Annotated in this window: 25 protein-coding genes and 1 tRNA gene; 7 read left to right on the top strand and 19 right to left on the bottom strand. The window is 69.8% G+C overall.

Annotated features, from left to right (window positions below):
- Positions 1 to 25: 25 nt before the first annotated feature.
- Positions 26 to 523, top strand: coding sequence for a hypothetical protein (locus DEJ01_RS04895; protein ID WP_258375642.1), 498 nt, complete (start codon positions 26 to 28; stop codon positions 521 to 523).
- A 67-nt stretch (positions 524 to 590) separates the two neighbouring features.
- Positions 591 to 1,247: an ABC transporter ATP-binding protein gene (locus DEJ01_RS04890; protein ID WP_181438359.1), complete on the top strand. Its 657-nt coding sequence runs from the start codon at positions 591 to 593 to the stop codon at positions 1,245 to 1,247.
- Positions 1,248 to 1,317: 70 nt separating this feature from the next.
- Here the strand turns inward: DEJ01_RS04890 and DEJ01_RS04885 are convergent, their stop codons facing one another.
- Positions 1,318 to 1,671 (bottom strand): hypothetical protein, encoded by a 354-nt coding sequence (locus DEJ01_RS04885; protein WP_111092349.1) that lies wholly within the window; start codon positions 1,669 to 1,671, stop codon positions 1,318 to 1,320.
- A gap of 6 nt (positions 1,672 to 1,677) precedes the next feature.
- On the opposite strand from DEJ01_RS04885, the gene DEJ01_RS04880 reads away from it, so the two are divergent.
- Positions 1,678 to 1,983, top strand: a complete 306-nt coding sequence (locus DEJ01_RS04880; RefSeq protein WP_111092348.1) for a hypothetical protein — start codon at positions 1,678 to 1,680, stop codon at positions 1,981 to 1,983.
- Between the two features lie 39 nt (positions 1,984 to 2,022).
- Positions 2,023 to 2,598, top strand: a complete 576-nt coding sequence (locus DEJ01_RS04875; protein WP_258375641.1) for a GNAT family N-acetyltransferase — start codon at positions 2,023 to 2,025, stop codon at positions 2,596 to 2,598.
- 21 nt (positions 2,599 to 2,619) lie between these two features.
- On the opposite strand, the gene DEJ01_RS04870 is transcribed toward DEJ01_RS04875, so the two are convergent.
- A complete protein-coding gene (locus DEJ01_RS04870) occupies positions 2,620 to 3,285 on the bottom strand; it encodes an alpha/beta hydrolase (protein ID WP_181438358.1) in 666 nt (221 codons plus the stop codon).
- 242 nt (positions 3,286 to 3,527) lie between these two features.
- On the opposite strand from DEJ01_RS04870, the gene DEJ01_RS04865 reads away from it, so the two are divergent.
- Entirely contained in the window at positions 3,528 to 4,004 is a 477-nt protein-coding gene (locus tag DEJ01_RS04865; RefSeq protein WP_111092346.1) for a GNAT family N-acetyltransferase, read from the top strand.
- A 386-nt stretch (positions 4,005 to 4,390) separates the two neighbouring features.
- Here the strand turns inward: DEJ01_RS04865 and DEJ01_RS04855 are convergent, their stop codons facing one another.
- From DEJ01_RS04855 to DEJ01_RS04825, 8 genes are all read right to left on the bottom strand, one after another.
- Positions 4,391 to 4,570, bottom strand: a complete 180-nt coding sequence (locus DEJ01_RS04855; protein WP_111092345.1) for a hypothetical protein — start codon at positions 4,568 to 4,570, stop codon at positions 4,391 to 4,393.
- Positions 4,571 to 4,725: 155 nt separating this feature from the next.
- Positions 4,726 to 5,265, bottom strand: coding sequence for a hypothetical protein (locus DEJ01_RS04850; protein ID WP_111092344.1), 540 nt, complete (start codon positions 5,263 to 5,265; stop codon positions 4,726 to 4,728).
- 48 nt (positions 5,266 to 5,313) lie between these two features.
- Complete coding sequence (locus DEJ01_RS04845) at positions 5,314 to 5,889, bottom strand: hypothetical protein (RefSeq protein ID WP_146247553.1); 576 nt, start codon at positions 5,887 to 5,889, stop codon at positions 5,314 to 5,316.
- A 671-nt stretch (positions 5,890 to 6,560) separates the two neighbouring features.
- Positions 6,561 to 7,163, bottom strand: coding sequence for a hypothetical protein (locus DEJ01_RS04840; RefSeq protein WP_111092342.1), 603 nt, complete (start codon positions 7,161 to 7,163; stop codon positions 6,561 to 6,563).
- A 164-nt stretch (positions 7,164 to 7,327) separates the two neighbouring features.
- Positions 7,328 to 8,263 (bottom strand): hypothetical protein, encoded by a 936-nt coding sequence (locus DEJ01_RS17885; protein WP_146247552.1) that lies wholly within the window; start codon positions 8,261 to 8,263, stop codon positions 7,328 to 7,330.
- Positions 8,264 to 8,636: 373 nt separating this feature from the next.
- Positions 8,637 to 8,710: transfer RNA gene (locus tag DEJ01_RS04835), tRNA-Pro, on the bottom strand.
- A gap of 83 nt (positions 8,711 to 8,793) precedes the next feature.
- Positions 8,794 to 9,396 (bottom strand): hypothetical protein, encoded by a 603-nt coding sequence (locus DEJ01_RS04830; protein WP_146247551.1) that lies wholly within the window; start codon positions 9,394 to 9,396, stop codon positions 8,794 to 8,796.
- Complete coding sequence (locus tag DEJ01_RS04825; protein WP_111092340.1) at positions 9,393 to 10,223, bottom strand: endonuclease/exonuclease/phosphatase family protein; 831 nt, start codon at positions 10,221 to 10,223, stop codon at positions 9,393 to 9,395. The genes DEJ01_RS04830 and DEJ01_RS04825 overlap by 4 nt, the downstream gene beginning before the upstream one ends.
- A gap of 70 nt (positions 10,224 to 10,293) precedes the next feature.
- Between DEJ01_RS04825 and DEJ01_RS04820 the strand changes: the two genes are divergently transcribed.
- Entirely contained in the window at positions 10,294 to 11,769 is a 1,476-nt protein-coding gene (locus DEJ01_RS04820) for a hypothetical protein (protein WP_111092339.1), read from the top strand.
- Between the two features lie 65 nt (positions 11,770 to 11,834).
- Positions 11,835 to 13,964: an ATP-dependent DNA helicase RecQ gene (locus DEJ01_RS04815; RefSeq protein WP_181438357.1), complete on the top strand. Its 2,130-nt coding sequence runs from the start codon at positions 11,835 to 11,837 to the stop codon at positions 13,962 to 13,964.
- Between the two features lie 83 nt (positions 13,965 to 14,047).
- Here DEJ01_RS04815 and DEJ01_RS04810 read toward each other — a convergent pair whose 3' ends face one another.
- From DEJ01_RS04810 to DEJ01_RS04770, 9 genes are all read right to left on the bottom strand, one after another.
- The gene (locus DEJ01_RS04810; RefSeq protein ID WP_111092338.1) at positions 14,048 to 14,569 is read right to left on the bottom strand and encodes a hypothetical protein; all 522 of its coding nucleotides are present in this window, start codon (positions 14,567 to 14,569) and stop codon (positions 14,048 to 14,050) included.
- A gap of 156 nt (positions 14,570 to 14,725) precedes the next feature.
- Positions 14,726 to 15,352 carry a hypothetical protein gene (locus tag DEJ01_RS04805; RefSeq protein ID WP_146247550.1) on the bottom strand — a complete coding sequence of 209 codons (627 nt, stop codon included), beginning with the start codon at positions 15,350 to 15,352 and terminating at the stop codon, positions 14,726 to 14,728.
- Positions 15,353 to 15,466: 114 nt separating this feature from the next.
- Positions 15,467 to 16,987 carry a ribosome biogenesis GTPase Der gene (der, locus tag DEJ01_RS04800; protein ID WP_071405612.1) on the bottom strand — a complete coding sequence of 507 codons (1,521 nt, stop codon included), beginning with the start codon at positions 16,985 to 16,987 and terminating at the stop codon, positions 15,467 to 15,469.
- 109 nt (positions 16,988 to 17,096) lie between these two features.
- Positions 17,097 to 17,792 carry a (d)CMP kinase gene (gene cmk / locus DEJ01_RS04795; protein WP_111092406.1) on the bottom strand — a complete coding sequence of 232 codons (696 nt, stop codon included), beginning with the start codon at positions 17,790 to 17,792 and terminating at the stop codon, positions 17,097 to 17,099.
- A 215-nt stretch (positions 17,793 to 18,007) separates the two neighbouring features.
- Complete coding sequence (locus DEJ01_RS04790; protein WP_111092336.1) at positions 18,008 to 19,120, bottom strand: prephenate dehydrogenase; 1,113 nt, start codon at positions 19,118 to 19,120, stop codon at positions 18,008 to 18,010.
- A 58-nt stretch (positions 19,121 to 19,178) separates the two neighbouring features.
- On the bottom strand, positions 19,179 to 19,967 hold the full coding sequence (locus tag DEJ01_RS18370; RefSeq protein ID WP_228501111.1) for a pseudouridine synthase: 789 nt from the start codon (positions 19,965 to 19,967) through the stop codon (positions 19,179 to 19,181).
- A 1,231-nt stretch (positions 19,968 to 21,198) separates the two neighbouring features.
- On the bottom strand, positions 21,199 to 21,888 hold the full coding sequence (gene scpB, locus DEJ01_RS04780) for an SMC-Scp complex subunit ScpB (RefSeq protein ID WP_258375640.1): 690 nt from the start codon (positions 21,886 to 21,888) through the stop codon (positions 21,199 to 21,201).
- The gene (locus tag DEJ01_RS04775) at positions 21,878 to 22,681 is read right to left on the bottom strand and encodes a ScpA family protein (protein WP_171907825.1); all 804 of its coding nucleotides are present in this window, start codon (positions 22,679 to 22,681) and stop codon (positions 21,878 to 21,880) included. The genes scpB and DEJ01_RS04775 overlap by 11 nt, the downstream gene beginning before the upstream one ends.
- On the bottom strand, positions 22,665 to 23,540 hold the full coding sequence (locus DEJ01_RS04770) for a ParA family protein (protein WP_017885900.1): 876 nt from the start codon (positions 23,538 to 23,540) through the stop codon (positions 22,665 to 22,667). Before DEJ01_RS04770 ends, DEJ01_RS04775 begins: the two co-directional genes overlap by 17 nt.
- Between the last annotated feature and the right edge of the window lie 60 nt (positions 23,541 to 23,600).

Below are 23,600 nucleotides of genomic sequence, written 5' to 3'. Positions count from 1 at the left end.
TTCCAGGCATCGAAGTGGAGGCGAGATGTCGATCGCGTTCAGCCAGGCCTCGAGCGCTCGGGTGCAAGCCGCCGACGCGACCTCTGAAGCGCGCGACGCCCGGCAGTGGGACCTCACCATCCGGGTGCAGTGGGTCCTCGCTGATGCACGCAACGACACGGTGCTCCGGGACTACGTCGAGCAACGGTTCACCCCGGAGCTCCAGACCGCGTTCGAGGCTTGGCAGGCCGACGGGAAAGCAGCGGCCGGACCGTTCGCCGAGCGGTCCTACGTCCCCGAGGGCACCGCCACCGCTACCGCACTCGCCGATCGCGCGGATGGACGCTTCGCCCGGGCGCTCGAGATGAACCAACGGGCGGACAACTACTCCATCCTCACCGTCCTCTTCGCCCTCGTCCTGTTCCTCACGGCCCTGTCCCAACGTGAACTGCGCGAGCGACTGCGAGATGTCCTGTTGATCGCAGCCGTCGTTGGCGCGCTCGCCGGCGTCGCCCTGCTCGCCACGTTCCCCGTCAAGCTCTGACCAGCAGGAGCGAGTGCTGCGACCAGTGCGGTCGATCGGGAGAGCACCTCGCTCGGACGAGGACATCGTGCTGCGCGACGTCTCCAAGACCATCACCGAGCCCGACGGATCGACCCGAGCACTGTTCGACCGACTCGACTTCGACCTTCGCGAAGACGATCGCTCAGTAGCCATCACCGGGCGCAGCGGATCGGGCAAGAGCACGCTGCTCCGGATCCTCGCCGGCCTCGACACCGACTTCGGCGGGACCTATGAGCACGACGGGCACGTGCTCGAGCGCACCGCACGCAGGATGGCGGCGCACCGACTCCGACACATCGGCATCGTCACCCAGGACCACAGGCTCCTCGGCGACCGGAGCGTGCTCGACAACGTCCGGCTCGGCGTTCCTGCTCGCGCTGATTCTGCCGCCCGAGCACATGAGGCTCTCGAGGCGGTCGGCATCAGTCACCTCGCTGGCAAGCGCCCACGACGACTCTCAGGAGGAGAAGCGCAGCGCGTCGCGATCGCCCGAGCCATCGCGAAGCGCCCTGCCGTCGTCCTCGCCGATGAGCCCACCGGCGCACTGGACGAGACGACCGAAGACGACGTGCTCGCCCTCTTCGACCGGCTGCAGCAAGCAGGAACCACGTTCGTGATCGTCACCCACAGTGAGCGGGTTGCACAGCGGTGCAGACGCCAGCTCCACCTCCATCACGAGCAGCTCCTCGCGCGCGGCGCGTGACGGACTGGAGGCACGGTGCCAGCTGGCACCGGGCCTCCCGTCCGTCAGTGGTTGCGCTCCAGATCCCCGATCACGCGTGCGCAGAACGGTCGCGGCTGAAGAACTCGGCGAACATCTCCCGTTTCGCCGCGTGTGAATCGGGCTCGAGCTCGAGTCCCTCCATGTTGAGGTCGGTGCCGAACAGTCGCAGGACCCCAGGACCACTCGGCTCCGCGGTCTCGAGGGACACCGAGAACAGTGTCGGCAACACCTCGCCTGCGGCGATCCGCCGGGCCTCTGCAAACGCCGCACGGTACGTCGCGTCGGTGACGCGAATCACACTGACCGACCAACTCGTGGCGCCCCAGTCGGGCGCGACCATCTCGCCGCTCAGCGCTTGGAAGAAGTGCACGACGAATGTGTCACGCTCGCCCGCCGGTACCATCTCGGCATGGCTGAAGCAGGTCTGCTCGCAGCGAGCATCGCAGTCCTGGTGGGTTCGGTCGCGATCCTCGTGAATCGTGTGCGGACCCCAGCCTGGGTGCGTGACGCGCAGCTCACCTTGAACGCCAGCCCCGTTACCAGCCTGCTGCTGTTCCTGGCCGGTGCGCTCCTGGTCGCCCTCGTCCTCGCCTTCGGGATCTTCTTCCTCGCCACCGGGCACAGCGTCATCGGGTGGGCAATGGTCTGTCTCGCTGCGACCGGCATCGCTCACCTCGGGGTGACCGTGTGGATCCGGCGACAGCCGCTCTCGTGATCAGGTGCGGAGTCAGGCCGTGGTCAGTGTGGATGTTGCATGGGGCACTCCACGCCGTTCGCGATCTGCAAGGCTCAGGACATGTCGTGGCCACAGGCTAATCCCCTGCACTCGGATCGTCTCGCCCTTGAACCGCTTGCCGTCGACCACGCAAGCGAGATGCTGGGCGCCCTGGCTCCACCAGAGCTCTACCGGTTCACTGGCGGCGAGCCACCGACCCCGGACGAACTGGTCGCACGGTACCGCCGCCAATCCCAGGGCCAGTCTGAGGACGGCAGCGCGGGTTGGCTGAACTGGATCGTCCGTCCTGCCTGCGGCGGACCGGCGATCGGATTCGTGCAGGCCACCCTCGAGCGCAAGGAGGACGGCCTCGTGGCGGACCTCGCCTGGCTGGTCACGCCAGAGGAACAGGGTCGCGGGATCGCCGTCGAGGCAGCAACAACCGTCGTGACGTGGTTGCGTTCGATCGACGTCCGACACATCAGGGCTTTCATCCATCCCGATCACACCGCCTCGATGCACGTGGCGCGACGGACCGGGCTTGCACCCACGAGCGCTCTGGTCGACGGCGAGCTCCTTTGGGAAGCCTTCTTGCCTACGGCCGCTGAGCACTGATCCCATCCGATAGCCGATGGGCTACCGGTCTGCGGTCCAACCCAGCACCGCGGCCGCGAAATGCTGAGGCTTCGAGATGTACGGCGAATGGCTCGCGCTGAGCACTTCATGACTGCTGCACCGCTTCGCCATCCGCAGTTGCAGAGTGGGGCTCATGGCGCGGTCGTCCGAGCAGACGATGTAGTGACTGCCCGATCGCTCCCACGGTGCTGCTTCGACAACACCCCTTCCGTGCCCCGACGCCTGCGGCACGAGCAGGTCCACGGCTCGCCTCGCCGCCTGGAGATCACAGTCGGCGTAGAACAGCTCGACCGCCGCCTCAGCGGGGATGAACGTGCCTCCTTCCGGGTGTGGCTGGATTAAAGGATTCACCGGGGCGTCAGGGCCACCGAGCTGCGCGCAGCTCTCCCCGACCCTCGGTGTGAAGGCCGCCATGAACACGAACGAGGCGGCCCCCTCCACCCCGGCGACTACCGCACCGCCGTAACTGTGGGCGACCAGCACGGGCCTGTCCTGACAAGCCTCAACGGCTCCTTGCAAGGCCTTGGTATCGGCCGCGAGCGACCCCCGGCGGAGCCGGGGAACATGGACGGTGGCGCCACGCGCTTCGAGCGCTTCCCGGAGTGGCTGCATGTGCTGCGGCTGGTGGTACAGACCGTGCACGAGGATCACTTCGGGAGACGTCACACACTCAGCCAACCCGCGATTGGTCCCGTCAGCAAGGCGTTGGCGTGAGTCGGGCAAGCGTCCCGATGGCCGATCGGCATGCGAATTCTTCCCCAGCGCCATCCCGCTGGATACCGTGGCCGCATGGACTGCTTCGCGAGCTGGCGCACGCGCTACTGAAGGGACGGCCACAGGCCGTCGCTCTCCCCCACCCCCGTCCACGGGAGTGGAGCCTTCAGACTGCTCACGAAAGAAGCACAACCATGCACATCCGCGACTGCACACCGCTCGACCTGCCCGCGCTGACCGACTTGACTATCGAGGTGTTCCGGCCGCTCCTTGCCGGCTCGCTCGTGCAACTGCGACCCAAAGTGACGGCGCACGACCACGGACGCTGGGAAGACGACTACCGCCACGAGGTCCCGTCACTGCTCGCTCCCGACGAGGGTCGGTTCATCACTCTGGCGGAAGAACACGGCGAGCCCCTCGGATACGTCGGCTGGAACACCACGGGCAACTCATCCGGGCGGCTGGAGATGATCGCTGTCCACCCGAACGCTCGACGTCGAGGAGTCGCGCGAGCCCTCTGCACGGCCGCCCTCACCAGCCTCGAACAGCTCGGAGTGACCGTCGTACATATCGGGACCGGAGGTGACGAGTTCCACGCGCCGGCCCGAGCGCTGTACGAATCCCTCGGCTTCATCCCGTACCCAACAGTCGACTACGCCCGGGCAATGTGAACTAGGCCGGGAGGATCGCGTTCATCGGTCCTTCCGGCCCTTCCGGCCCTTCCGATGACGTCTCGATAGCCGATCGTCTACCGGTCGCTGGAACGACGCTCGGCTCGAGCTCGACGTCGCTCGTCACGCCTCGCCCGCCACTCGGCGTCCTGCTGATCCTGCAGCGGGCTTCGACTCATGCTCCCGCGGGCCGCGAGGAAAATGAGCACGGCGACGACAACCAGGACTACCGGCACGAGCAACTGCAGAATCAACATTGCTACCCCTATCGATCGGTCGTGCCAATCCAGATGTGGGTGGAGCTTAGCGAGCCGTTGGCGACAGAGGTGCCGTCCGGTTGCCGATCGGCTACCGGACGGCCGTGGGCTCGCTGGCCCTTGAGAGCGTCAGAAGTACATGCGCCCCCGCGCGATGTCAGCCTCGGCCTGCCGAAGGGCCTCCGCGACTTCGGGGTCCGTCCCCTCGAACTTCGCCGCCCGAGAGCCAAAGTTCGTGTAGCGGTGCATGACGAACCACAGCACGAGGAGCACCGCCAAGACCAAGCCCGTTCCGATCCACCACCACATTCGGGCAGCGTAAGTGCGACCAACCGCGGGCGCAAGCAAAGCGATGCTCCGTTGAAGGATCGTTCACCGCACGGTCCGCACGAGCCCACTGGACTGTGGGGAGGGACCGGAGGGGACTGAGCGCTCTCGGTGGCGATGGGCAATTGACACGGATCTCAGTCGACGGACACTTCGACGCTCTCGCAGATCTGTTCCGCAGCGAACCTGCGGACGGAGCGCACGAACCCGGTCTGTGGATCGTAAGACACATCTAGCTGCTCGCCGCCCTCGACAAGCGCCAGAGCGCGAGTCAGCGTGGCCATCGTCTCCGGGTCGGCGTAGGTGACATCGGCTACGGGCCCGTCGAAGCGTTGGCGTGCCGCGTCGCCAGCGCGCGCGAGGAGTGGTCGGATGTCGAGATAGGTGAAGACGGCACTGATCTCGTGCCCATCGAGTTCGAGCAGCTCACCCTCGTACTCAGCGACGTATCCGTCTCCGTGAGAGCGGACGGTGGACCAGTCGTCACGGTCGCCGACGCTGGTCGCAGTGACCTTGTCTGGCCCGCCGTCGATGAGGACCGTCCACACGCTCCGTTGCACTCGTTGACCCTTTGAGTCCGCGTCCGAGATCGGATAGGTGATGCCCTTCGAACCACCTATCCGATCCCAGAACGCCGCGTCGCTGAGCGCCTTGTCGCGCCAGAACGACAGTTCCACTCGCGACGGGTTGTGTCCCAGCGGCATGATGCCCCTTCTGATTTACGACTACTTGCAGGTGATCGTGTTGACGTTGCCCGTCACCGTCGGATAGGTGCGGTTCTTCACCTTGATGTTGAAAGCGATCGGACGGAAGTGCGCAGCGCCACGGCACTTCGCGTATGTGTGCGCAACGTGGTAAACACCGGCGGTGTATTCGCCGCCATTCGCGGCGACGTCGTTGCAGTCAAAGTCGTCAGGTCCACCGTCGCGTGTGCAGTACTGGATGGCTATACCAGTGCGCGCCGCGACGCTCTCCGTGCAGCGGAGCTGCGAGCCCCACTGGAACTCGTGCTCAACAGGGACTGCCGTGACGGTCGTAAAGCTGCCCTGGCAGCCTCCAACGGTCGCTTTCGACTGGCCGATCGTGGGGTCGGTGGAGCTTTCAGTGGGGATGGTGAGGCTCCACGTCTCAGCCGCGACCGGGTCCGTGCTGCCCGGGGTCAGCACGACTGACGGTGCGGCGTCGTTCCCGGGTGTCGTGTCGGCCGACGCCGCCACGACGCTTCCGAAAACCAGGCCGAGTGCTGCGGCACAGGATACCGCGAGGACCGCGGTTCCCCGCCGTTTGGAGTACAAGCGCATGTTCATCCCCTTCTGAGTGACGGCTCATGCCGACTCCACGAATGTAAAAGCGCAGGGGAAGTCGTCGAGGTACGACACGTGAACTGCCGGCGTCTGGAGGCTGCAGGCCCACACAGCCCCGTCGGCGGCGGGGGGCGTTCGTGGTGATCACGGGGATGCCCGGGGCGAGGACAATTCTGGCGTGCGCGCCGAGGCCGTCGTCATCCGAGGTGGGGACGTCGACGACGTCGCCTCCCCCGGTGTGCGCGAGGATCGCCGCGTGGCGCGGAACCGCCGATGCAGCTGCGTCGCTGACCAGGGTCGTTGCAGCCCCGTAGCCGAGGTTCTTCATCCCACTCCCAACAGGTGCCCTTGGTCCCTCTCCCACCGCGCACCCCTGTCGGGCGTTAGCAAGCGTTCCCTCCCCTGCGCACCAGGACCGCGGCATCCGGCCACTCGGCCCAATAACCGTCATCGCCGGCCACGAGAGTCAACGCCCCTTGGCCAGCCGCCTGGTGCAGCTGCTCATCGACGGCCTTTCTCCTGCAGCTGGGAAGGATCGCGTCTAGTCACGGCGGCATCCGCCAGGCTCGACTCCGGCCCTTGAGCCCATCGAGCGATCACCCGCGCTCGAACGCCACCGGCGCCGTCTCGATAGCCGATCCGTCACCGGACGGTAATAGCGAGAGGAGTCAGAACGGGGAGCTGTCCGCTTCGCTCAGCTCCTTCTCACTAACGTGCATAGCGCGCTGTTCCGTTCCCAGCGACAGCCGATATGTCGCCTGCCATATCAGGGGGCCCGTCTCGCCCTGGTACGTGATTACGAGGTCGCACTGCCCGTCGTCCCGGTGCGCGAGCTCCGGCACCGACGTCTGCTGGGCATACTCGGGGCTTTGAGCACGGAGAAAACCTCCGTGTGTGCTCGCTGGAAGGTGACCGACGAAGTAGGAGCCTTTCGCTCCGTCGGCGAATGACCAGCGTACGTGGGCCTGACGTAAGGGGTGCAGGGAACGATTTTCCAGCTCGAGCACCCACTCCCCGTTCATTCGCCGCATTGACGGGCTGAGGCTCGGCTTGCCCGCCGTGCTCAGCGCGCGAATGGCGTCCTTCGCGGCACGTTCGCTCGCAGCGGCAGCTTTCGCGCTCTGTTCGGCAGTCGCGAGAGCGATCAGGGCCGCTGCCGCTGTCGCTACGGCAGCAACCACCTGAATGCGCGATGCGTCGATAGGGATGACGTAGACCACGAGGTAGATAGCAAGCAGGAGCGCCAGCGCCCAGAGAATTCGTCCCCGCATGAAAGTAGCGTATTACACACCGCGGGGCACCAGCGCCACATCAAGATCCGTCTGCCTAAAGCCCGTCCCGTTCGGGGATCGACAACCGGACGGTCGGGGGCGCTGTGCCCCGCTCTCGTTGGCGCCGGTAGCGGCGCCTCTCACGCCGGTATGGGTGGCCACTATCAGCCGAAAGCGCCTTGCAGAGCAAGTTCAGTGATCGCGGACACGGCGCTGCTTGTTGCTGCCGTCAAAGCGGCACCACCAAGCTTTTCGGTCAAACTCCGGAGCTTCCCGGTGCGCCGCAAGACTTCACCCGACTCAGCTCCCTCTGTGGTCATCGCGGCCTCGAGGTCTCGCACAGCAGCTTGGACATCAGCTTGCTGTGACTGCTCCAACTGGTTTGCGGCCTTGGCTACCTCCTTGAGCAGGGTTACCGCATCCGCGATGCTCAGACCTGCGTTGGCCGACGACTCCCGCCCGATCGCCGTTGGGCCGCTCGGCTGAAGCACTGTGGTGTTGTAGACATCTCCCACATGCTCTCTCACCGCGGCGTCCACACTTGCTCGCCCAGGCAACTCCGTTAGGGGAGTGCTCGCTGTGAGGTCAGCGATCATATCGACAAGATTCGTGCGCACCTGCGCCAAAATCCCACTCAAGAAAGAGCCAGGGACTACAAACGCAAGCGAAACGACACTTTGATATGGCCCGAGTTCGCTGTTCCATACAGTCTGCGCCATCGCGAGGCCTGCGTGTCCGAAGTTGAGATGCTTTTGCTGCGCAAGCTGCGCCAACTCCTCAACCGGCTGCACGAACGAGATGAACTCCGGGACGTATTCTCGAGCCTTTGCCGGGACTTGAAGGCGGGCTAGATTCTGCCCCTTTGCCCAAGTGTTTCCACTCATCGAATCCATGACCATTGGCACTCCGTGGAGCTTTCGGTAAGCCGGAACGTCGTCACCCTCGGGCGGGTAGCCCTTGAGCTCAGCTCGCGCCCACGTCCTCAAAGACTCCGACCCCGTCTCGGCACCGAGCAGGAGACATTTTCGCAGCAGACCGGCCAATGGCTCAGTCTCGTCGAGCATCACTTCGCGGAGGGAGCGAAGAAGAGGTTCGGTCATGGTCGGATACTATCCGTGACCACGGACATCCATGGCGGCACAATGAAGCGCATCCACGGGGCCACCGCTGCATCGGTGATGCCTCTGCCTCAGTCCTCGCGGCGGCGAGGTCACTGGCCTGCAAAGCGGATAGCGCCAGCGCCAGGAGCGATCCCGGCGTAGCGGGCGTCCGTTAGCCGGTCCTTCCACGGACCACGGTGTCCAAATCGGACTCGAACCGGACGATCCGGATCAGACTCGTGTCGCACATAGGTGGTCCGCTCATCGTCGCAGTGTGGGCACCCTATGCGGACGACCCAACGACAGCCCCACGAACGAAGAAGCCCACCGAGATCCTCGGTGGGCTTCTGCCGTCGTGTCAGACACTTTTCGGTCGGGCTGACAGGATTTGAACCTGCGACCCCTTGACCCCCAGTCAAGTGCGCTACCAAGCTGCGCCACAGCCCGCGAGTTCCGGAGAACTCAGGATCCCGGAGGATCCTCGCCCGCATCCGACCGGAGCGCGAGCGACCGGTCCAGCATAGCGGACGTCAGACCCCATTCGTGCCACGGCGAGTCGGCCGCACCACCTCGCGCCGCGCCGCCAGCCACGGCAACCCGAGCCCGACGAGCAGCCCGCCGGACCCGTCCGCCGCCAGGTCCCCGATCGTGTCGTCGTACCCGACGAAGATCTTCGAGTCGACGAAGTTGTGCCCGAGCCACTCCCCCATCTCCCAGACCGCCCCGACAGCGAGTCCCGCACACAGCGCGAGCACCGCGACGACCACCCGGCGCTCGGCGTGCGGGGCCGGCACAGCGCGCAGGTCGGCACCGATGACGTAGAGCACCGCCGCGAGCAGCCCCGTCAGCACGACGTGCATGAACTTGTCCCACAGGAAGACGGTCGTGTACCACTCGAGCACACTCGACCACCCGGCGAGGAGCACGAGCACGCACACCGCCACGTCGAAGGCCGGCCGCAGCCCGAGCATCCGCGGCACCACGACCCCGAGCAGCGCCAGCGCCATGACCGGGAACGCCGTCCCACCCCACCCGACACTCGCCACGACGACACTCACGAGCGTCAGCGCGCGCACCACGTCGGCCACCAGGAACCGCGGCCGCAGGAACGTCGGTCCGAGCGTGGCGATCACGACGCCCACCGCACGACCGCGTGCACGGCAGCGTGGTCGGACGGCCAGACGCCGCCCGGCCGCCGCACGTCGACCGCGACGCGGTCCACCTCTGCCTCGGAGGTCACGAGCACCCCGTCGATCCGCCGGCCACCAACACGCGGACTCCCGTAGTGCGGGTACGTCCCGTAGGGCTCACCCACCTGCCTGGAGGCCCGCCCCCAGCTGTCCTCGGCCCCCGCCTCCGCCAGGGCTCGCCATGGTGCGGAACCGGCGGGGCTGTTCCAGTCGGCCATGACCACGGCGGGCAGGCCGCGCTGCCGGACGATCCGGCCGAGCAGTTCGGCGGAGCGGACCCGGGCCCACGGCGAGGCGACGTCGAGGTGGGTGGCGATCGCCAGGAACCGCACGCCGGTCGCGCGGTCGTCGACGACGGCTCCGACGGCGTGCCGGGGGAAGGACGTGGCCCAGGACCGCGAGCCGGGGCGGTGGGGCGCGCGGGAGAGCGCCCAGGTGCGGCGCTCGACGACGTCGAGGCGGGAGCGGTCGAGGAACAGGCCGACCTGTTCGCCACCGCCGCGCGCTCCCCGTCCGGCCAGGACGGGCTCCCAACCCGACCCGAGGCCGTCGGTGAGGTCGTCCGCCTGCGTGGGCAGGGCCTCCTGGACGGCGAGGACGGTGGGCGCTTCGGACGTGACGAGCGCGAGCACGGCCTCTCGGCGACGCTCCCAGGCGTCGGGGTGGGTCGGCTGTCGCGGCACGCGGCGACGCACGTTGAGCGTCATGCAGTGCACCTCGGGCGACCGGACCGGTCCGATGAGCGGGCGGTCGTCGGGGTGGTGGGGCATGCCTCCCTTCTACGAGACGACACCCGTCGGATTCCCAGGGACCTCTCCGTCTGGCTCGTATGGTGGCTCGATGCGTTCTCGTTCCACCCCTCGTTTCCTGGTCGCGATCGCGGTCTCCGGCCTGCTGCTCGGAGCCGCCGGGTGCACGTCGAGCGGACCGGACACGAGCCGCCCGACCCTGGCGAAGGCCTCGGCCGACACCGTCACGGTGGCCGATGCCTCGGACGCCGCAGCCCGGTCGGTCCGCGTCAGCAAGGCGCTGTTCGCGAGTGCTCCCGGAGCGGTCGTCGCCCGGGCAGGCGACACCGACGGCATCCGCGATGCGGCGAAGGCTGCGGCGAGCGCCCACGTCCCGGTGCTGCTGACGGCCAAGGACAAGAGCACTGCCGTCGCCCGCGAGCTCGACCGGCTCGGCGCCGACTGGTACCAGGCCGAGGGCGACGTGTCGGTCGACACGGACGTCGAACAGCGGCAGGCGCCGGACGGTGGTGACGCGCCGGAGTCGACCCGGGCCTCCCGGCAGGCGACCGTGGTGGTGGCGGACGCGAGTGCGGACGCTGCTGCCGTGGCGACCGCGAAGGCCGCTGGCGCGCGCGTCGTGACCATGCCGGAGGGCGTGACGGACCCGGCTGCCGCACCCGACGTGGTGACCGCGCTGCACGAGCGGGCGAAGCACCCGACCGTCCTGGTCGGTGCGGCGTTCGAGGCCCTGCCGGACCCGGAGTGGACGGTGCGGGCGGCCGAGGGCGGGTTCCAGCTGCGGAACGGCGGCCAGCGGCCGTTCGACGGGCACCGGTACGTCGCGCTGTACGGGGCTCCGGGGGCGCCGGCGCTGGGCGTGCTCGGTGAGCAGGGGCCGAAGGAGACCGTGCAGCGTGCCGAGCAGGTCGCGAAGCCGTACCGGGCCGAGTCCGACGAGCTCGTGACGCCGGCGATGGAGGTCATCGCGACCGTCGCCGCCGGGGACGCCGGAGCCGACGGCGACTACTCGACGGAGCTGCCGGTGTCGACGCTCGAGCCCTACGTCGAGGCCGCGCACGATGCGGACATGCCGGTCATCATCGACCTGCAGCCGGGTCGGTCGGACTTCCTGTCGCAGGCCAAGAAGTACGAGTCGCTGCTGAAGAAGCCGGGCGTCTGGCTGGCGCTCGACCCGGAGTGGCGGCTGACGAAGGACCAGGTGCCCCTCAAGCAGATCGGGAGTGTCTCGGCGTCCGAGGTGAACGAGGTGTCCTCGTGGCTGGCTGCCCTCGTGAAGGAGGAGGGGCTGCCGCCGAAAGCCCTCGTGCTGCACCAGTTCCGGCTGTCGATGATCCAGGACCGCTCCGCACTGCAGACCCACCCGGAGCTCGACATGCTCGTGCACGTCGACGGGCAGGGGTCGCAGCCGGACAAGCAGGCGACGTGGAAGGCACTGCACCAGGGCGCGCCGGAGGGGTTGCACTGGGGCTGGAAGAACTTCTACGACGAGGACACGCCCATGCTGACGCCCGCGCAGACGATGCGGGACGTGCGGCCGACGCCGTCGTTGGTCACCTACCAGTAGGGAGCTTCTCCACAGCCTGGAGGCACGACCTGCGTTACGTCGGTCGGTGCTGACAGCATGGGGGCATGGAAACCACCGCCCCGCCTTCTGCAGACATCGCCGCCGAGGCGCAGCAGGCGCTCGCTGCGCTCACGGGGCGCCCCGACGCAGTGTTCCACCCCGGCCAGCTCGAGGCGATCTCGGCGCTGGTCGAGCACCGGCAGCGCGCCCTCGTCGTGCAGCGCACCGGGTGGGGCAAGTCCGCGGTGTACTTCCTGGCGACGCTGCTGCTGCGCCGACGCGGGGGCGGCCCGACCGTCCTGGTGTCGCCGCTGCTCGCCCTGATGCGCGACCAGGTCGCCGCTGCCGCGCGGGCCGGTGTCCGTGCGGTGTCGATCAACTCCGCGAACGCCCACGAGTGGGGCGAGACCCAGGCGGCCCTCGCCCGTGACGAGGTCGACGTGCTGCTGGTCTCCCCCGAGCGGCTGAACAACCCGAAGTTCCGCGACGAGCAGATGCCGACCCTGATCGCCCGGATGGGGATGCTCGTGGTCGACGAAGCGCACTGCATCTCGGACTGGGGCCACGACTTCCGGCCGGACTACCGCCGACTGGCCGAGCTCATCCGGTCGCTCCCCCACGGCGTCCCCGTCCTGGCGACCACCGCGACGGCGAACGAGCGCGTGGTCGAGGACGTCGCCGAACAGCTCACCGCCGGTCCGGCCGACCCGGTGTTCACCATCCGCGGGTCCCTCGCCCGCAAGTCCCTCCGCCTCGGCGTGCTGACGCTGCCCGATGCCCGGCAGCGGCTCGGGTGGCTCCTCGCGCACCTCGGCGATCTGCCCGGCAGCGGCATCATCTACACGCTGACCGTCTCGGCGGCCGAGGACATCGCACGGCTGCTGCGCGACAACGGGTACGCCGTCCGTGCCTACACCGGGCGCACCGACACCGACGAGCGCGAACAGCTCGAGCAGCAGCTCAAGGGCAACGAGCTGAAGGCCCTGGTCGCCACGAGTGCGCTCGGCATGGGGTTCGACAAGCCCGACCTCGGGTTCGTCGTGCACGTCGGCGCTCCCTCGTCGCCCGTCGCCTACTACCAGCAGATCGGTCGTGCGGGTCGTGCGACCGACAACGCCGACGTCCTGCTCCTGCCCGGGCGTGAGGACCGCGAGATCTGGCAGTACTTCGCCAGCGCCTCGATGCCGACCGAGGCCCGTGCCGCTGCCGTGCTCGGCGCCCTGTCCACCGACACCGCGATGTCGACCGTGGCGCTCGAGGGCCTGGTCGACATCAAGCGCTCCACCCTCGAACTCCTGCTCAAGGTGCTCGACGTCGACGGAGCCGTCCGACGCGTCACCGGCGGTTGGGTGTCGACCGGGCGGCCGTGGGAGTACGACGCGCCCCGGTACGAGCGGGTCGCAGCGGCCCGTGCTGCGGAGGCCGGGTCGATGCTCGACTACGAGTCCACCTCGGCCTGCCGCATGCAGCTGCTGCAGCAGGACCTCGACGACCCCTCTGCCGAGCCCTGCGGCCGGTGCGACAACTGCGCCGGTGCCTGGTTCCCGACCGCCGTGTCCGACACCGACTCGTCCGGAGCCGCGGCCGCGCTCGACAAGGTCGGCGTCGAGATCGCCCCGCGTGCTCAGTGGCCCTCGGGGATGTCGTCGCTCGGGGTCTCCGTGCGGGGCAAGATCGGCGCGGACGAGCTCGTGCAGCCCGGCCGTGCGGTGGCGCGTCTGACCGACCTCGGCTGGGGCGGTCCCCTCCGCGCACTCTTCTCGACGTCCACCCCCGATGCCCCGATCTCGCGCGAGCTCGTCGACGGCTGTGTCCGGGCGCTCAAGGACTGGCCGTGGGAGACCCGGCCGACCGGCGTCGTGGCGATGTCCTCGCGGTCACGGCCCGAGCTCGTGGGGTCCCTCGCCCAGGCGCTGTCCACCATCGGGCGGCTGCAGTTCCTCGGCACGCTCGGCCGTGCCGGCGGGACCCCGCGCGGCGACGGTGCGACGAACAGCGCCTACCGGTTGTCCGGCGTGTGGGACACCTTCGTGGTCGATCCGTCGCTCGCCGCCGCCCTGCAGTCGCACGAGGGCCCGGTGCTGCTCGTCGACGACCTGGTCGACAGCCGGTGGACGATGACCGTCGCCGGCCGGGAGCTCCGGCGCGCCGGGGCCTCCGCCGTGCTCCCGTTCGCCCTGGCCACGGTCGCGTAGCCGGACCGCACCTGTTTTACGACAGTCCACGTGTCGATCGACGCGTGTTCTGTCGCGGTGCCGGTCCACCGCCCGCCGGAGCCCTACCGCCGCGCGGGCTTCGGGAACGTGGCCCGCATGTGGTCGCTGGTCAGCACGTCGCCGATGCCGACCATGAGCACCGAGAACAGGATCTGCTCGATGACCATCCAGAACGGGTAGAGGCCCGGGATCGCCGCGACGATCAGCGTCACGATCGGGAAGATCCGGCTGAACAACCGCAGCCGCTGGTACGCCCAGTAGTACCCGAGCTGCGCCCGCCAGGCGAACACGTAGAGCGTCAGGGTGATGAGCAGCACCACGGTGGACCGGAACCACACGGCCCACGACAGGGTGTCCCCCGCGCGGGTCAGCAGCACGGCGACCACGATGGCGGTGAGGCCGACGACCGTCTCCGCGACGAGCAGCCACCGGATCCACCGGAACGAGCGGACGGTGTCGGGGTGTTCGAGCATGTCCTCGCGGATCACGTACCCGGCCTGCCGGCCTCCGGCCAACCGGTCGAGGCGCAGACGGCACCACACACGGTCGGCGAGCACACCGAGCCGGTCGTTCTGCTGCGTCACCAGTACATCGTGCCCCATCCCGAGGCCGACAGCAGACGCGGCACAGCCACGAGCACCGATGCGGAACGACACTGTCGACGTCGGACGACCACGACACAGTCGTTCTGCGTCGGCGCAGCGCACCCCAACCCCGCCCAGCCTCAGCCTGCGCCCCGCTCAGTCCGACGGGACGAGTGCCGCACCACCCAGCACGGTCCCGGTGCCGGCGTCGAGCAGGACCAGGGAACGGACCTCGTCGGGCAGTGACCACGGGTCGCTGAGCACGACGGTCAGCCCCTGTTCGACCCCGGCAGCCTGGAACAGGTCGTAGGACTCCCCGGCGGGTGTCCACACCGGCTTCGAGCCACCGCGCACCGTCCCCGCGGACAGCACGACGTCGACCGGGCCGTCCCCGCCGGTCTCCAGGTGGTCGATCTCCACCGCGAGCGTCTCGTCATCCGGGTTCCCGGCGATCCGCACGTGCCCGGAGGCCGCAGCCCCGATGCCGACGAGGTCACCGGAGACCGGCGGGACGCGGCGCCACCACGGGTCGATGGGCGAACCGTCGACCGGACGGACGGGTTCGGGGTCGATCGGTTCCTCGAGGCCGTTGGCCGGCGGCAGTCGGACGTCTGGCGACTGCGCCGGCTCGGAGGGCACGGAGTCGGCACGGGTGACCGAGTCGCCGTCGTCCGGTGCGTGCGAGATCGTCCACAGGGACACCGAACCAACGACGACCACACCGACGAGGACACCCACCAGGGCGAGCCGACGTCGGTCCGCTGCCCACGGCCCGGTACCCACGCCCCCATGATGCCGCACCGGCGTGCCGGACCGGCTGCGGGCCTCCATGCCGAACGCGAACGCAGAACGCGCCCCGACGGATCGAGGCGCGTTCTGTGTGACGGGTGGGAGGGCTCAGCGCTTCCGGCGCTCGCGCACCCGCATGTTGACGTTGATCGGCGTGCCGGAGAAGCCCCAGACCTCGCGGAGCCGACGCGTGATGAAGCGTCGGTACTGCGGGTCGAGGAACGCCGACGTGAAGAGCACGAAGGTCGGCGGCTGGCTCGACGCCTGGGTCCCGAACAGGATGCGGGGCTGCTTGCCGCCGCGGACGGGGTGGGGGTGCTCCTGCACGAGCTCGGCGATGAAGGCGTTGACCTTGCCGGTCGGGATGCGGGTGTCCCACGACTCGAGGGCGGTCTCGAGCGCCGGCACGAGCTTCTCGAGGTGACGGCCGGTGCGGGCCGAGATGTTCACGCGCGGGGCCCAGGCGACGTGCGCCAGGTCCTGCTCGATCTCGCGCTCCAGGTAGCGGCGGCGCTCGTCGTCGAGCAGGTCCCACTTGTTGTAGGCCAGCACGAGGGCACGGCCGGACTCGAGGACGAGGTCGATGATGCGGAGGTCCTGCACGGACACAGGCTCGGTGACGTCGAGGACGACGACGGCGACCTCGGCCTTCTCGAGCGCGGCCGTGGTGCGGAGCGAGGCGTAGAAGTCGGCGCCCTGCTGCATGTGGACGCGCTTCCGGATGCCGGCGGTGTCGACGAAGCGCCACACCTTGCCGCCGAGCTCGATCTGCTCGTCCACCGGGTCACGGGTGGTGCCGGCGATGTCGTTCACGACGACCCGCTCTTCACCGGCGGCCTTGTTGAGCAGCGAGCTCTTGCCGACGTTCGGGCGGCCGAGGATGGCCACGCGGCGGGGGCCGCCGACCTCCTGCTTGGCGACGGCCGAGGTGTCGGGCAGCGTCTTGATGATCAGGTCGAGCAGGTCCGCGACGCCGCGGCCGTGCAGGGCCGACACCGGGTGCGGCTCACCGAGCCCCAGGTTCCAGAGCTCGTAGGCGTCGAGTTCACGGCGCTCGTCGTCGGCCTTGTTCGCGACGACGATGACGGGGCGGTCGGTGCCGCGGAGCATCTTGACGACGTGCTCGTCGGTGGCGGTGATCCCGACCGTGACGTCCACGACGAACAGCACGGCGTCGGCGAGGTCGATCGCGACCTCGGCCTGCGCGGCGACGGAGGCGTTGATGCCCTCGGCGCCGGGCTCCCAGCCGCCGGTGTCGACGAGGGTGAAGCGCTTGTCGTTCCAGTCGGCCTTGTAGCTGACACGGTCGCGGGTGACGCCGGGGACGTCCTGCACGACGGCCTCACGACGACCGAGGATGCGGTTGACGAGCGCGGACTTGCCGACGTTCGGGCGGCCGACGATCGCGAGCACCGGGTAGGCGGGCAGGTAGTGGACGCCGTCCTCGCCGACCTGACCGGCCTCGAGCAGGGCGAGGTCCTCGTCCTCGAGGTCGTACTCCTCGAGTCCGGCGCGGAGCGCGGTCGCGCGCTGCTCGGCCTCGGCCTCGTCGAGTCCGGCGAGCCGCTCGCCGAGGGCGTCGTCGTACCGGGGGAAGTCGTCGTTGTCCGGGTTGTCCAGCTGAGCCATCTTGGGTTCCTCGCGAGCGGCCGGGGCCGCGGTGTCGGTGGCCGTTGCCGGCCGGGGCCGGGGGTCCGGCCGTGGTGTGACCAGGCGGCCGAGGCCGTCCGGTCGTGCGTCAGTGCGTGGCCGCGCGGGCCAGGTCGACGACCGCCTGCACGGTCTGGTCGAAGTCGAGGTCGGTGGAGTCGAGCGTCGTGACGCCGTCGGCGGCGTTCATGAAGTCGACGACCTTCGCGTCCGCCGCGTCGCGCCGAGCGAGTGCTGCGGAGGTCTCGGCGGCCGACTGGGTCGTGACCTCTGCCGAGCGTCGGGCCATTCTAACGGACTCGTCGGCCGTCAGCAGGATCCGGACCTCGGCATCGGGTGCGACGACCGTGGTGATGTCCCGGCCCTCGGTGATGATGCCCGGGGCGTCGGTCTTCCGCATGACGTTGCGGAACAGCTGGACCAGGCGCTTCCGGACGTCCGGGAGCTTGGCGATGTGGGCGACCGCGCCGGTGACGTCGGGGGTGCGGATGGCCTCGGTCACGTCGGTCTCCCCCACCTTGACGTAGTAGTCGTCGGGGTCGGTGCCGATCGCATAGTCGAAGGTGTCCCAGCTCGCCAGGACCGCCGCGGCGTCGTCGAGGTCGACCCGCTGCTGCAGGGCGTGCCACGCGAGCGCACGGTAGGCGGCGCCGGTGTCCTGGTAGCCGTAGCCCAGGGCGCGGGCGGCCGCGCGGGAGACGCTCGACTTGCCGCTGCCGGCGGGGCCGTCGACCGCGATCACGATCTTCGCCACGTAGGCACCGCCGGCCAGGCCGGACGGCATCGGGGCGCTGGTCGAGCCGGGCTCCCCGCCGGGTTCGCCGAGGCCGCCGGCCGGACCGCCGAGCGGACCGCCGTCGCCGCCGGAGCCGTCACCGGGGCCGCCGAGCGGCCCGCCGGCACCACCGGTACCGGGCGTCGGGAGGCCGGAGTCGGGCCCGTCGGTCCCACCGGCCGGAGCGCGTCCACTGATCACGCCGGAGTCGTTCGTGTCGTCGTTCAGGCCCATGCTGCTGCGATCCTCCATCCGCGCCCCTCGAGTTCCTCGACGAGTCGCTGTTCCTGCTCGGGCAGCACCGACACCTCGACGATGCCGATCTGTGCGCCCGGTGAGTGCTCGAGGCGCATGTCCTCGAGGTTGATGCCGATCTCCCCGATGAACGTCAGGAGTGCGGCGATCTGCCCGGGGGTGTCGTCGACCAGGACGACCACCTGGGCGAAGCGCTTGGTGGTGCCGTGCTTGCCGGGGAGCCGTTCGACCCCGCGGTTGCCGTCGGCGATCGTCTCGGCGATGGTGCGCGGCGAACCGGCACCGTCCGGGTCGCCGAGCGCGTCGATCACGCGGGACAGGTCGTCGCGCAGGTCGGTGAGCACCGGCCGGATGTGCCCGGCGTTCGCCCCGATGATCTGCACCCAGAGCCCCGGGTCGCTCGCGGCGATCCGGGTGACGTCGCGCACGCCGCCGCCGGCCAGGCCGAGCGACCCGTCGGGGGCGTCCCGCAGGCGTGAGGCCATGAGGGTCGACACGAGCTGCGGCGCGTGCGAGACGTACGCCACGGCGAGGTCGTGCGACTCGGGGTCCATCGGCACGACGGTGGCGCCGACGTCGAGCGCGAGGTCCTCGACCACCGCGGCACGCTGGAACGTGATGCCGTCGTGCCCCGCGATCACCCACGGGCGGCCGACGAACAGGTCGGCGCGGGCGGCGGTCGGACCGCTGCGCTCGCGTCCGGCCATCGGGTGCGACCCGATGTAGCGGGAGACGTCGGCGCCGGCCGCCACCAGGGCGGCGAGCGGCCCGGACTTCACGCTGGCGACGTCTGTCACGACGGCGTCGGGGTGGGCGGCGAGCTCGCGCTCCACCACCGTCGCGACGACGTCCGGCGGCACCGCGACGACGATCAGCTCCGGCTGGTCGCCGGCAGCTGGTCGACGCCCGGCGCCGTAGTCCACGGCGAGCGCCAGCGCGGCGGGCGAGACGTCGTCGAGGACGACGTCCACGCCCTTGTCACGCAGGGCGAGTCCGATCGAGGCACCGAGCAACCCGGCACCGACGATCCGGACCGGGCCGCGCAGACGGCGGTCGATGTCGGTCGGGGTCACGTCGGTCACCGGGCAAGCCTACCGATCGAGGCTCGGGCATCGGTCGATGCCCGAGCGTCGGGGTCGGTCAGTCCGCCGACTCGTCCTCGTACTCGTCGTCGTCCTGGTCGAGCGCGACGTCGCGGTCGTCACGAGCGGACGGCTTCGCGTCACGGACGGTGCTGAGCAGCTTGCCGACCTCGACGGTGCCGAGCTCGCGCATCTTGCCCGGCGGCAGGCTGCCCAGGTGCAGCGGTCCGAACGACCGGCGGACGAGTTCGAGGACCGGGTGGTCGACGGCCTCGAGCATGCGACGGACGATGCGGTTGCGGCCGGAGTGCAGCGTGATCTCGACGAGCGACTCACCCCGCGAGGACTCGAGCAACCGCACCTTGTCGGCCTTGATCGGACCGTCCTCGAGCTCGACGCCCTCGGTCAGGCGCTGCACCACGGCGGGGTTCACGTTGCCGTGGACCTTCGCGATGTACGTCTTCTGCACGCCGAACGACGGGTGCGCGAGCACGTGTGCCAGGTCGCCGTCGTTCGTCAGGACGAGCAGCCCGGAGGTCTCCGCGTCGAGACGGCCGACGTTGAACAGGCGCTCCTCGTAGCGGTCCACGAACTCGGTCAGGTCGCGGCGACCGCGCTCGTCCTGCAGGCTCGAGACGACACCGGTCGGCTTGTTCAGCACGATGTAGCGCCGCGACGAGTCGATCTGCACGGGCACGCCGTCGACGCTGATCGCGTCCTTCTCGGGGTCGACGCGACGCCCGAGGGCGTCCACGACCTCGCCGTTGACCGTCACGCGGCCCTCGACGATCAGGTTCTCCGCGACCCGGCGGGATGCGACGCCGGCAGCGGCGATCACCTTCTGCAGGCGCTCACCCTCTGCCTGGAGGCTCGGCTCGGCCCCGGCAGGCGCCGTTCCGTCCGCCGCGTCCCAGTCCTCGATGATCGGCCGTTCGGGCGTGCCCTCGGCCGGGTTGCCCCGGTCGTCGCGCTGCCCGCTCGGCTTCGGCGTGGTGCGGTCGCTGTTGCGGACGCTCGTGGTGCCGCCGACGTAGCGGCGGCCGTTGTGCCAGACGCGGCTCTGCTGGCCGTCGGGAGTCCGGCGGTCGTCGCGGCCGCGGTCGTCGCGCCGGTCGTCGCGGGGAGCGGAGCTGCCACGGTCGTCGCGACCCCGGTACCCACCGCGGTCGTCGCGGGGAGCGGAGCTGCCACGGTCGTCGCGGCCGCGGTACCCACCACGGTCGTCGCGCGGGGCGGCGCTGCGGTCGTCACGGCCCCGGTACCCGCCGCGGTCGTCACGCGGAGCCGAGTTGCCGCGGTAGCCACCACGGTCACCGCCACCGGAACGGTCATCGCGACCCCGGTAGCCGCCACGGTCATCACGCGGAGCCGAGTTGCCGCGGTACCCACCACGGTCGTCGCGCGGAGCCGAAGCGCCACGGTCGTCACGACCCCGGTAGCCACCACGGTCGCCGCCACCGGCACGGTCATCGCGACCCCGGTAGCCGCCACGGTCATCACGCGGAGCCGAAGCCCCACGATCGTCACGGCCGCGGTAGCCACCACGGTCGTCACGCGGAGCCGAGTTGCCGCGGTACCCACCACGGTCGCCGCCACCGGAACGGTCATCGCGACCGCGGTACCCACCACGGTCGTCACGCGGAGCGGAGTTGCCACGGTACCCACCACGGTCGCCACCGCGGTCGTCGCGCGGCGCGGAAGCCCCACGGTCGTCGCGGCCGCGGTAGCCACCACGGTCGTCACGCGGAGCGGAGTTACCCCGGTAGCCACCACGGTCACCGCCACCGGCACGGTCGTCACGACCCCGGTAGCCACCACGGTCGTCACGCGGAGCGGAGTTGCCGCGGTACCCACCACGGTCGCCGCCGCGGTCGTCACGCGACGGGTACCCGCCACGACGGTCGTCGTCACGCGGCGGGCGTGCGCCCCCGCGGTCGTCGCGACCGTACCCGCCGGAGCGGCCACCGGCACTGGAGCCGGCCCCACCGCGTCCGCCGGCCGGGCGGCCGGAGCGATCCGGGCCTCCCGAGCGTCCGTTGCGGTCGTCTCGGTCTCGGGGCGCGCCGCGCCCCCGGTCGTCAAACCCTGCCATCGGGGATCCCTTCGTTCTGCTCGAAGCCGTCCGCACCGTCGTCCAGGAGGGGCGAGATGAGCGGCAGCTCGTCGAGCGAGTTGATGCCGAGCTGCTGCAGGAGCAGGTCGGACGTGACGTAGTTGATGGCGCCGGTCTCGGCGTCGGTGAACGACTCCTCGATGAGGCCGCGTGCCACCAGGGTTCGGACGACGCCGTCGACGTTGACGGCGCGGATCGCAGCGATCTGCGAGCGGGTGATCGGCTGCTTGTAGGCGACGACCGCGAGGGTCTCGAGTGCGGCCTGCGACAGGCGCGAGGGGCGCTCGGCCTCGACGAACTGCTCGACCACGGGGTCCAGGTCGGCGCGGACGTAGAAGCGCCAGCCGCCACCGACCTCGCGCAGTTCGAAGCCACGGCGGATCGTGCCGTCGACGCCGTCGAAGTCCGCGACCAGGCGTTCGATCGCCTGGCGGACGGCGGGGACGGGCGAACCGACCGCAGCACCGAGGGCGACGAGCGACTGCGGCTGGTCGGCGATCATCAGGATGGCCTCGAGCTGGCGGTCGATGGGGATGGTGGGGTGGGCCTCGGACGCGGCGCGCTCGTGGATCTCGTGCTCGATCGCGCGGGCGTCGGCCATCTCGTCAGCGCCGCCGGGTTCGGCGCTGGACGTGTCGTGCACGTCATCCGTCATAGTCGGCTCCCAGGTTCGCGAGGCTCTCGTCGGACCAGTCCTCGGCGGTCCACCGCAGTGTCAGCTCCCCGAGCGGCTCGAGCTGCTCGAACGAGATCGACGCGTTCCGGTACAGCTCGAGGATCGCGAGGAAGCGAGCCACCACGATACCCGTCTGGTCGACGCCCGCGACCAGTTCACGGAACGAGACGCCCTCACCATCGCGGGTGCGCAGGATCGACACGACGATCGCGGCCTGCTCGCGGATGCTGATGAGCGGGGCGTGCAGGTGGTCGAGGCCGACGGTCGGGATCTCCCGCGGGGCGAAGGCCAGCGCTGCCAGTGCGGCGAAGTCCTGCACCGACAGGGTCCAGACGAGTTCCGGCGTCCGCGCGCGGAACCGCTCCTCGAGCCGGACGCTGCGGACGTGCCGGCGCGACTCGACGCCCCAGCGCTCCCCGAACCAGTCGGCGGCCTGTTTGAACGCCCGGTACTGCAGCAATCGGGCGAACAGCAGGTCCCGGGCCTCGAGCAGGGCGACGTCCTCGGCGTCCACGAGCTCACCCTGGGGCAGCAGCCCGACGATCTTCAGGTCGAGCAGCGTCGCCGCGACGACCAGGAACTCGCTGGCCTCGTCGAGCTCGTCGGCGGACTCGGCCTGCCGGACGTACTGGATGAACTCCCCCGTCACGGCACCGAGCGACACCTCGGTGATGTCGAGCTCGTGCTTCGTGATGAGCGACAGCAGGAGGTCGAACGGTCCGTCGAAGTTGGCGAGCCGGACCCGGAACCCCGCGTCAGGCGACGGCGCCACGCTGGACGAGCTCTCGTGCGAGCTGCCGGTAGGCGTGGGCGGCAGGGTGGTCCGGCGCGGTCTGCGTGATCGGGCGTGCGGACACCGTGGCGTCCGGGAACTTCACGGTGCGGCCGATGACGGTGTCGAGCACGCGGTCGTCGAAGGTGTCGACGACCCGCTCCATGACCTCGCGCGAGTGCAGCGTGCGCGAGTCGTACATGGTCGCCAGGATGCCGTCGAGCTTGAGCGCCGGGTTGAGGCGGTCGCGCACCTTGTCGATCGTCTCGATGAGCAGCGCGACACCGCGGAGCGCGAAGAACTCGCACTCGAGCGGGATGAGCACGCCGTGTGCCGCGGTCAGGGCGTTCACGGTGAGCAGGCCGAGCGACGGCTGGCAGTCGACCAGGATCACGTCGTAGTCGTTCGCGACCTTGCGCAGCACGCTCGCCAGGATCTGCTCGCGGGCGACCTCGTTGACCAGGTGCACCTCGGCCGCGGACAGGTCGATGTTCGCCGGGATGACGTCGAGGCCGGGGGTGTTCGTCGGCTGGATGACCTGGTTCGGGTCCTTCACGGCACCCATGAGCAGGTCGTACACGGTGTGGATGTCGTGCGTCCGGACGCCGAGACCCGCGGACAGCGCGCCCTGCGGGTCGAAGTCGACGGCCAGGACCTTGCGGCCGTACTCGGCGAGCGCGGCGCCCAGGTTGATGGCCGTCGTGGTCTTGCCGACGCCGCCCTTCTGGTTGCAGAGCGCGATGATGCGGGCGGGTCCGGTGCTGTCGAGCTCCTCGGGCACGGGGAAGTCCCGGACGGGACGCCCCGTCGGACCGTGGGTGGTCGCGCCGGTGGGGTTGGTCGTCGGGTTCGGGCTCACCCCGTCATCGTACCGGCGACCTCGGGCTGGGCCGGGTCGCACCGCCGCGGGACCGCCGCG

The sequence above is a fragment of the Curtobacterium sp. MCLR17_040 genome, assembly GCF_003234735.1.
GTDB lineage: Bacteria > Actinomycetota > Actinomycetes > Actinomycetales > Microbacteriaceae > Curtobacterium > Curtobacterium flaccumfaciens.
Note: the sequence above shows the minus strand (reverse complement) of the source record. Positions and strands in the feature narration are given on the sequence as shown.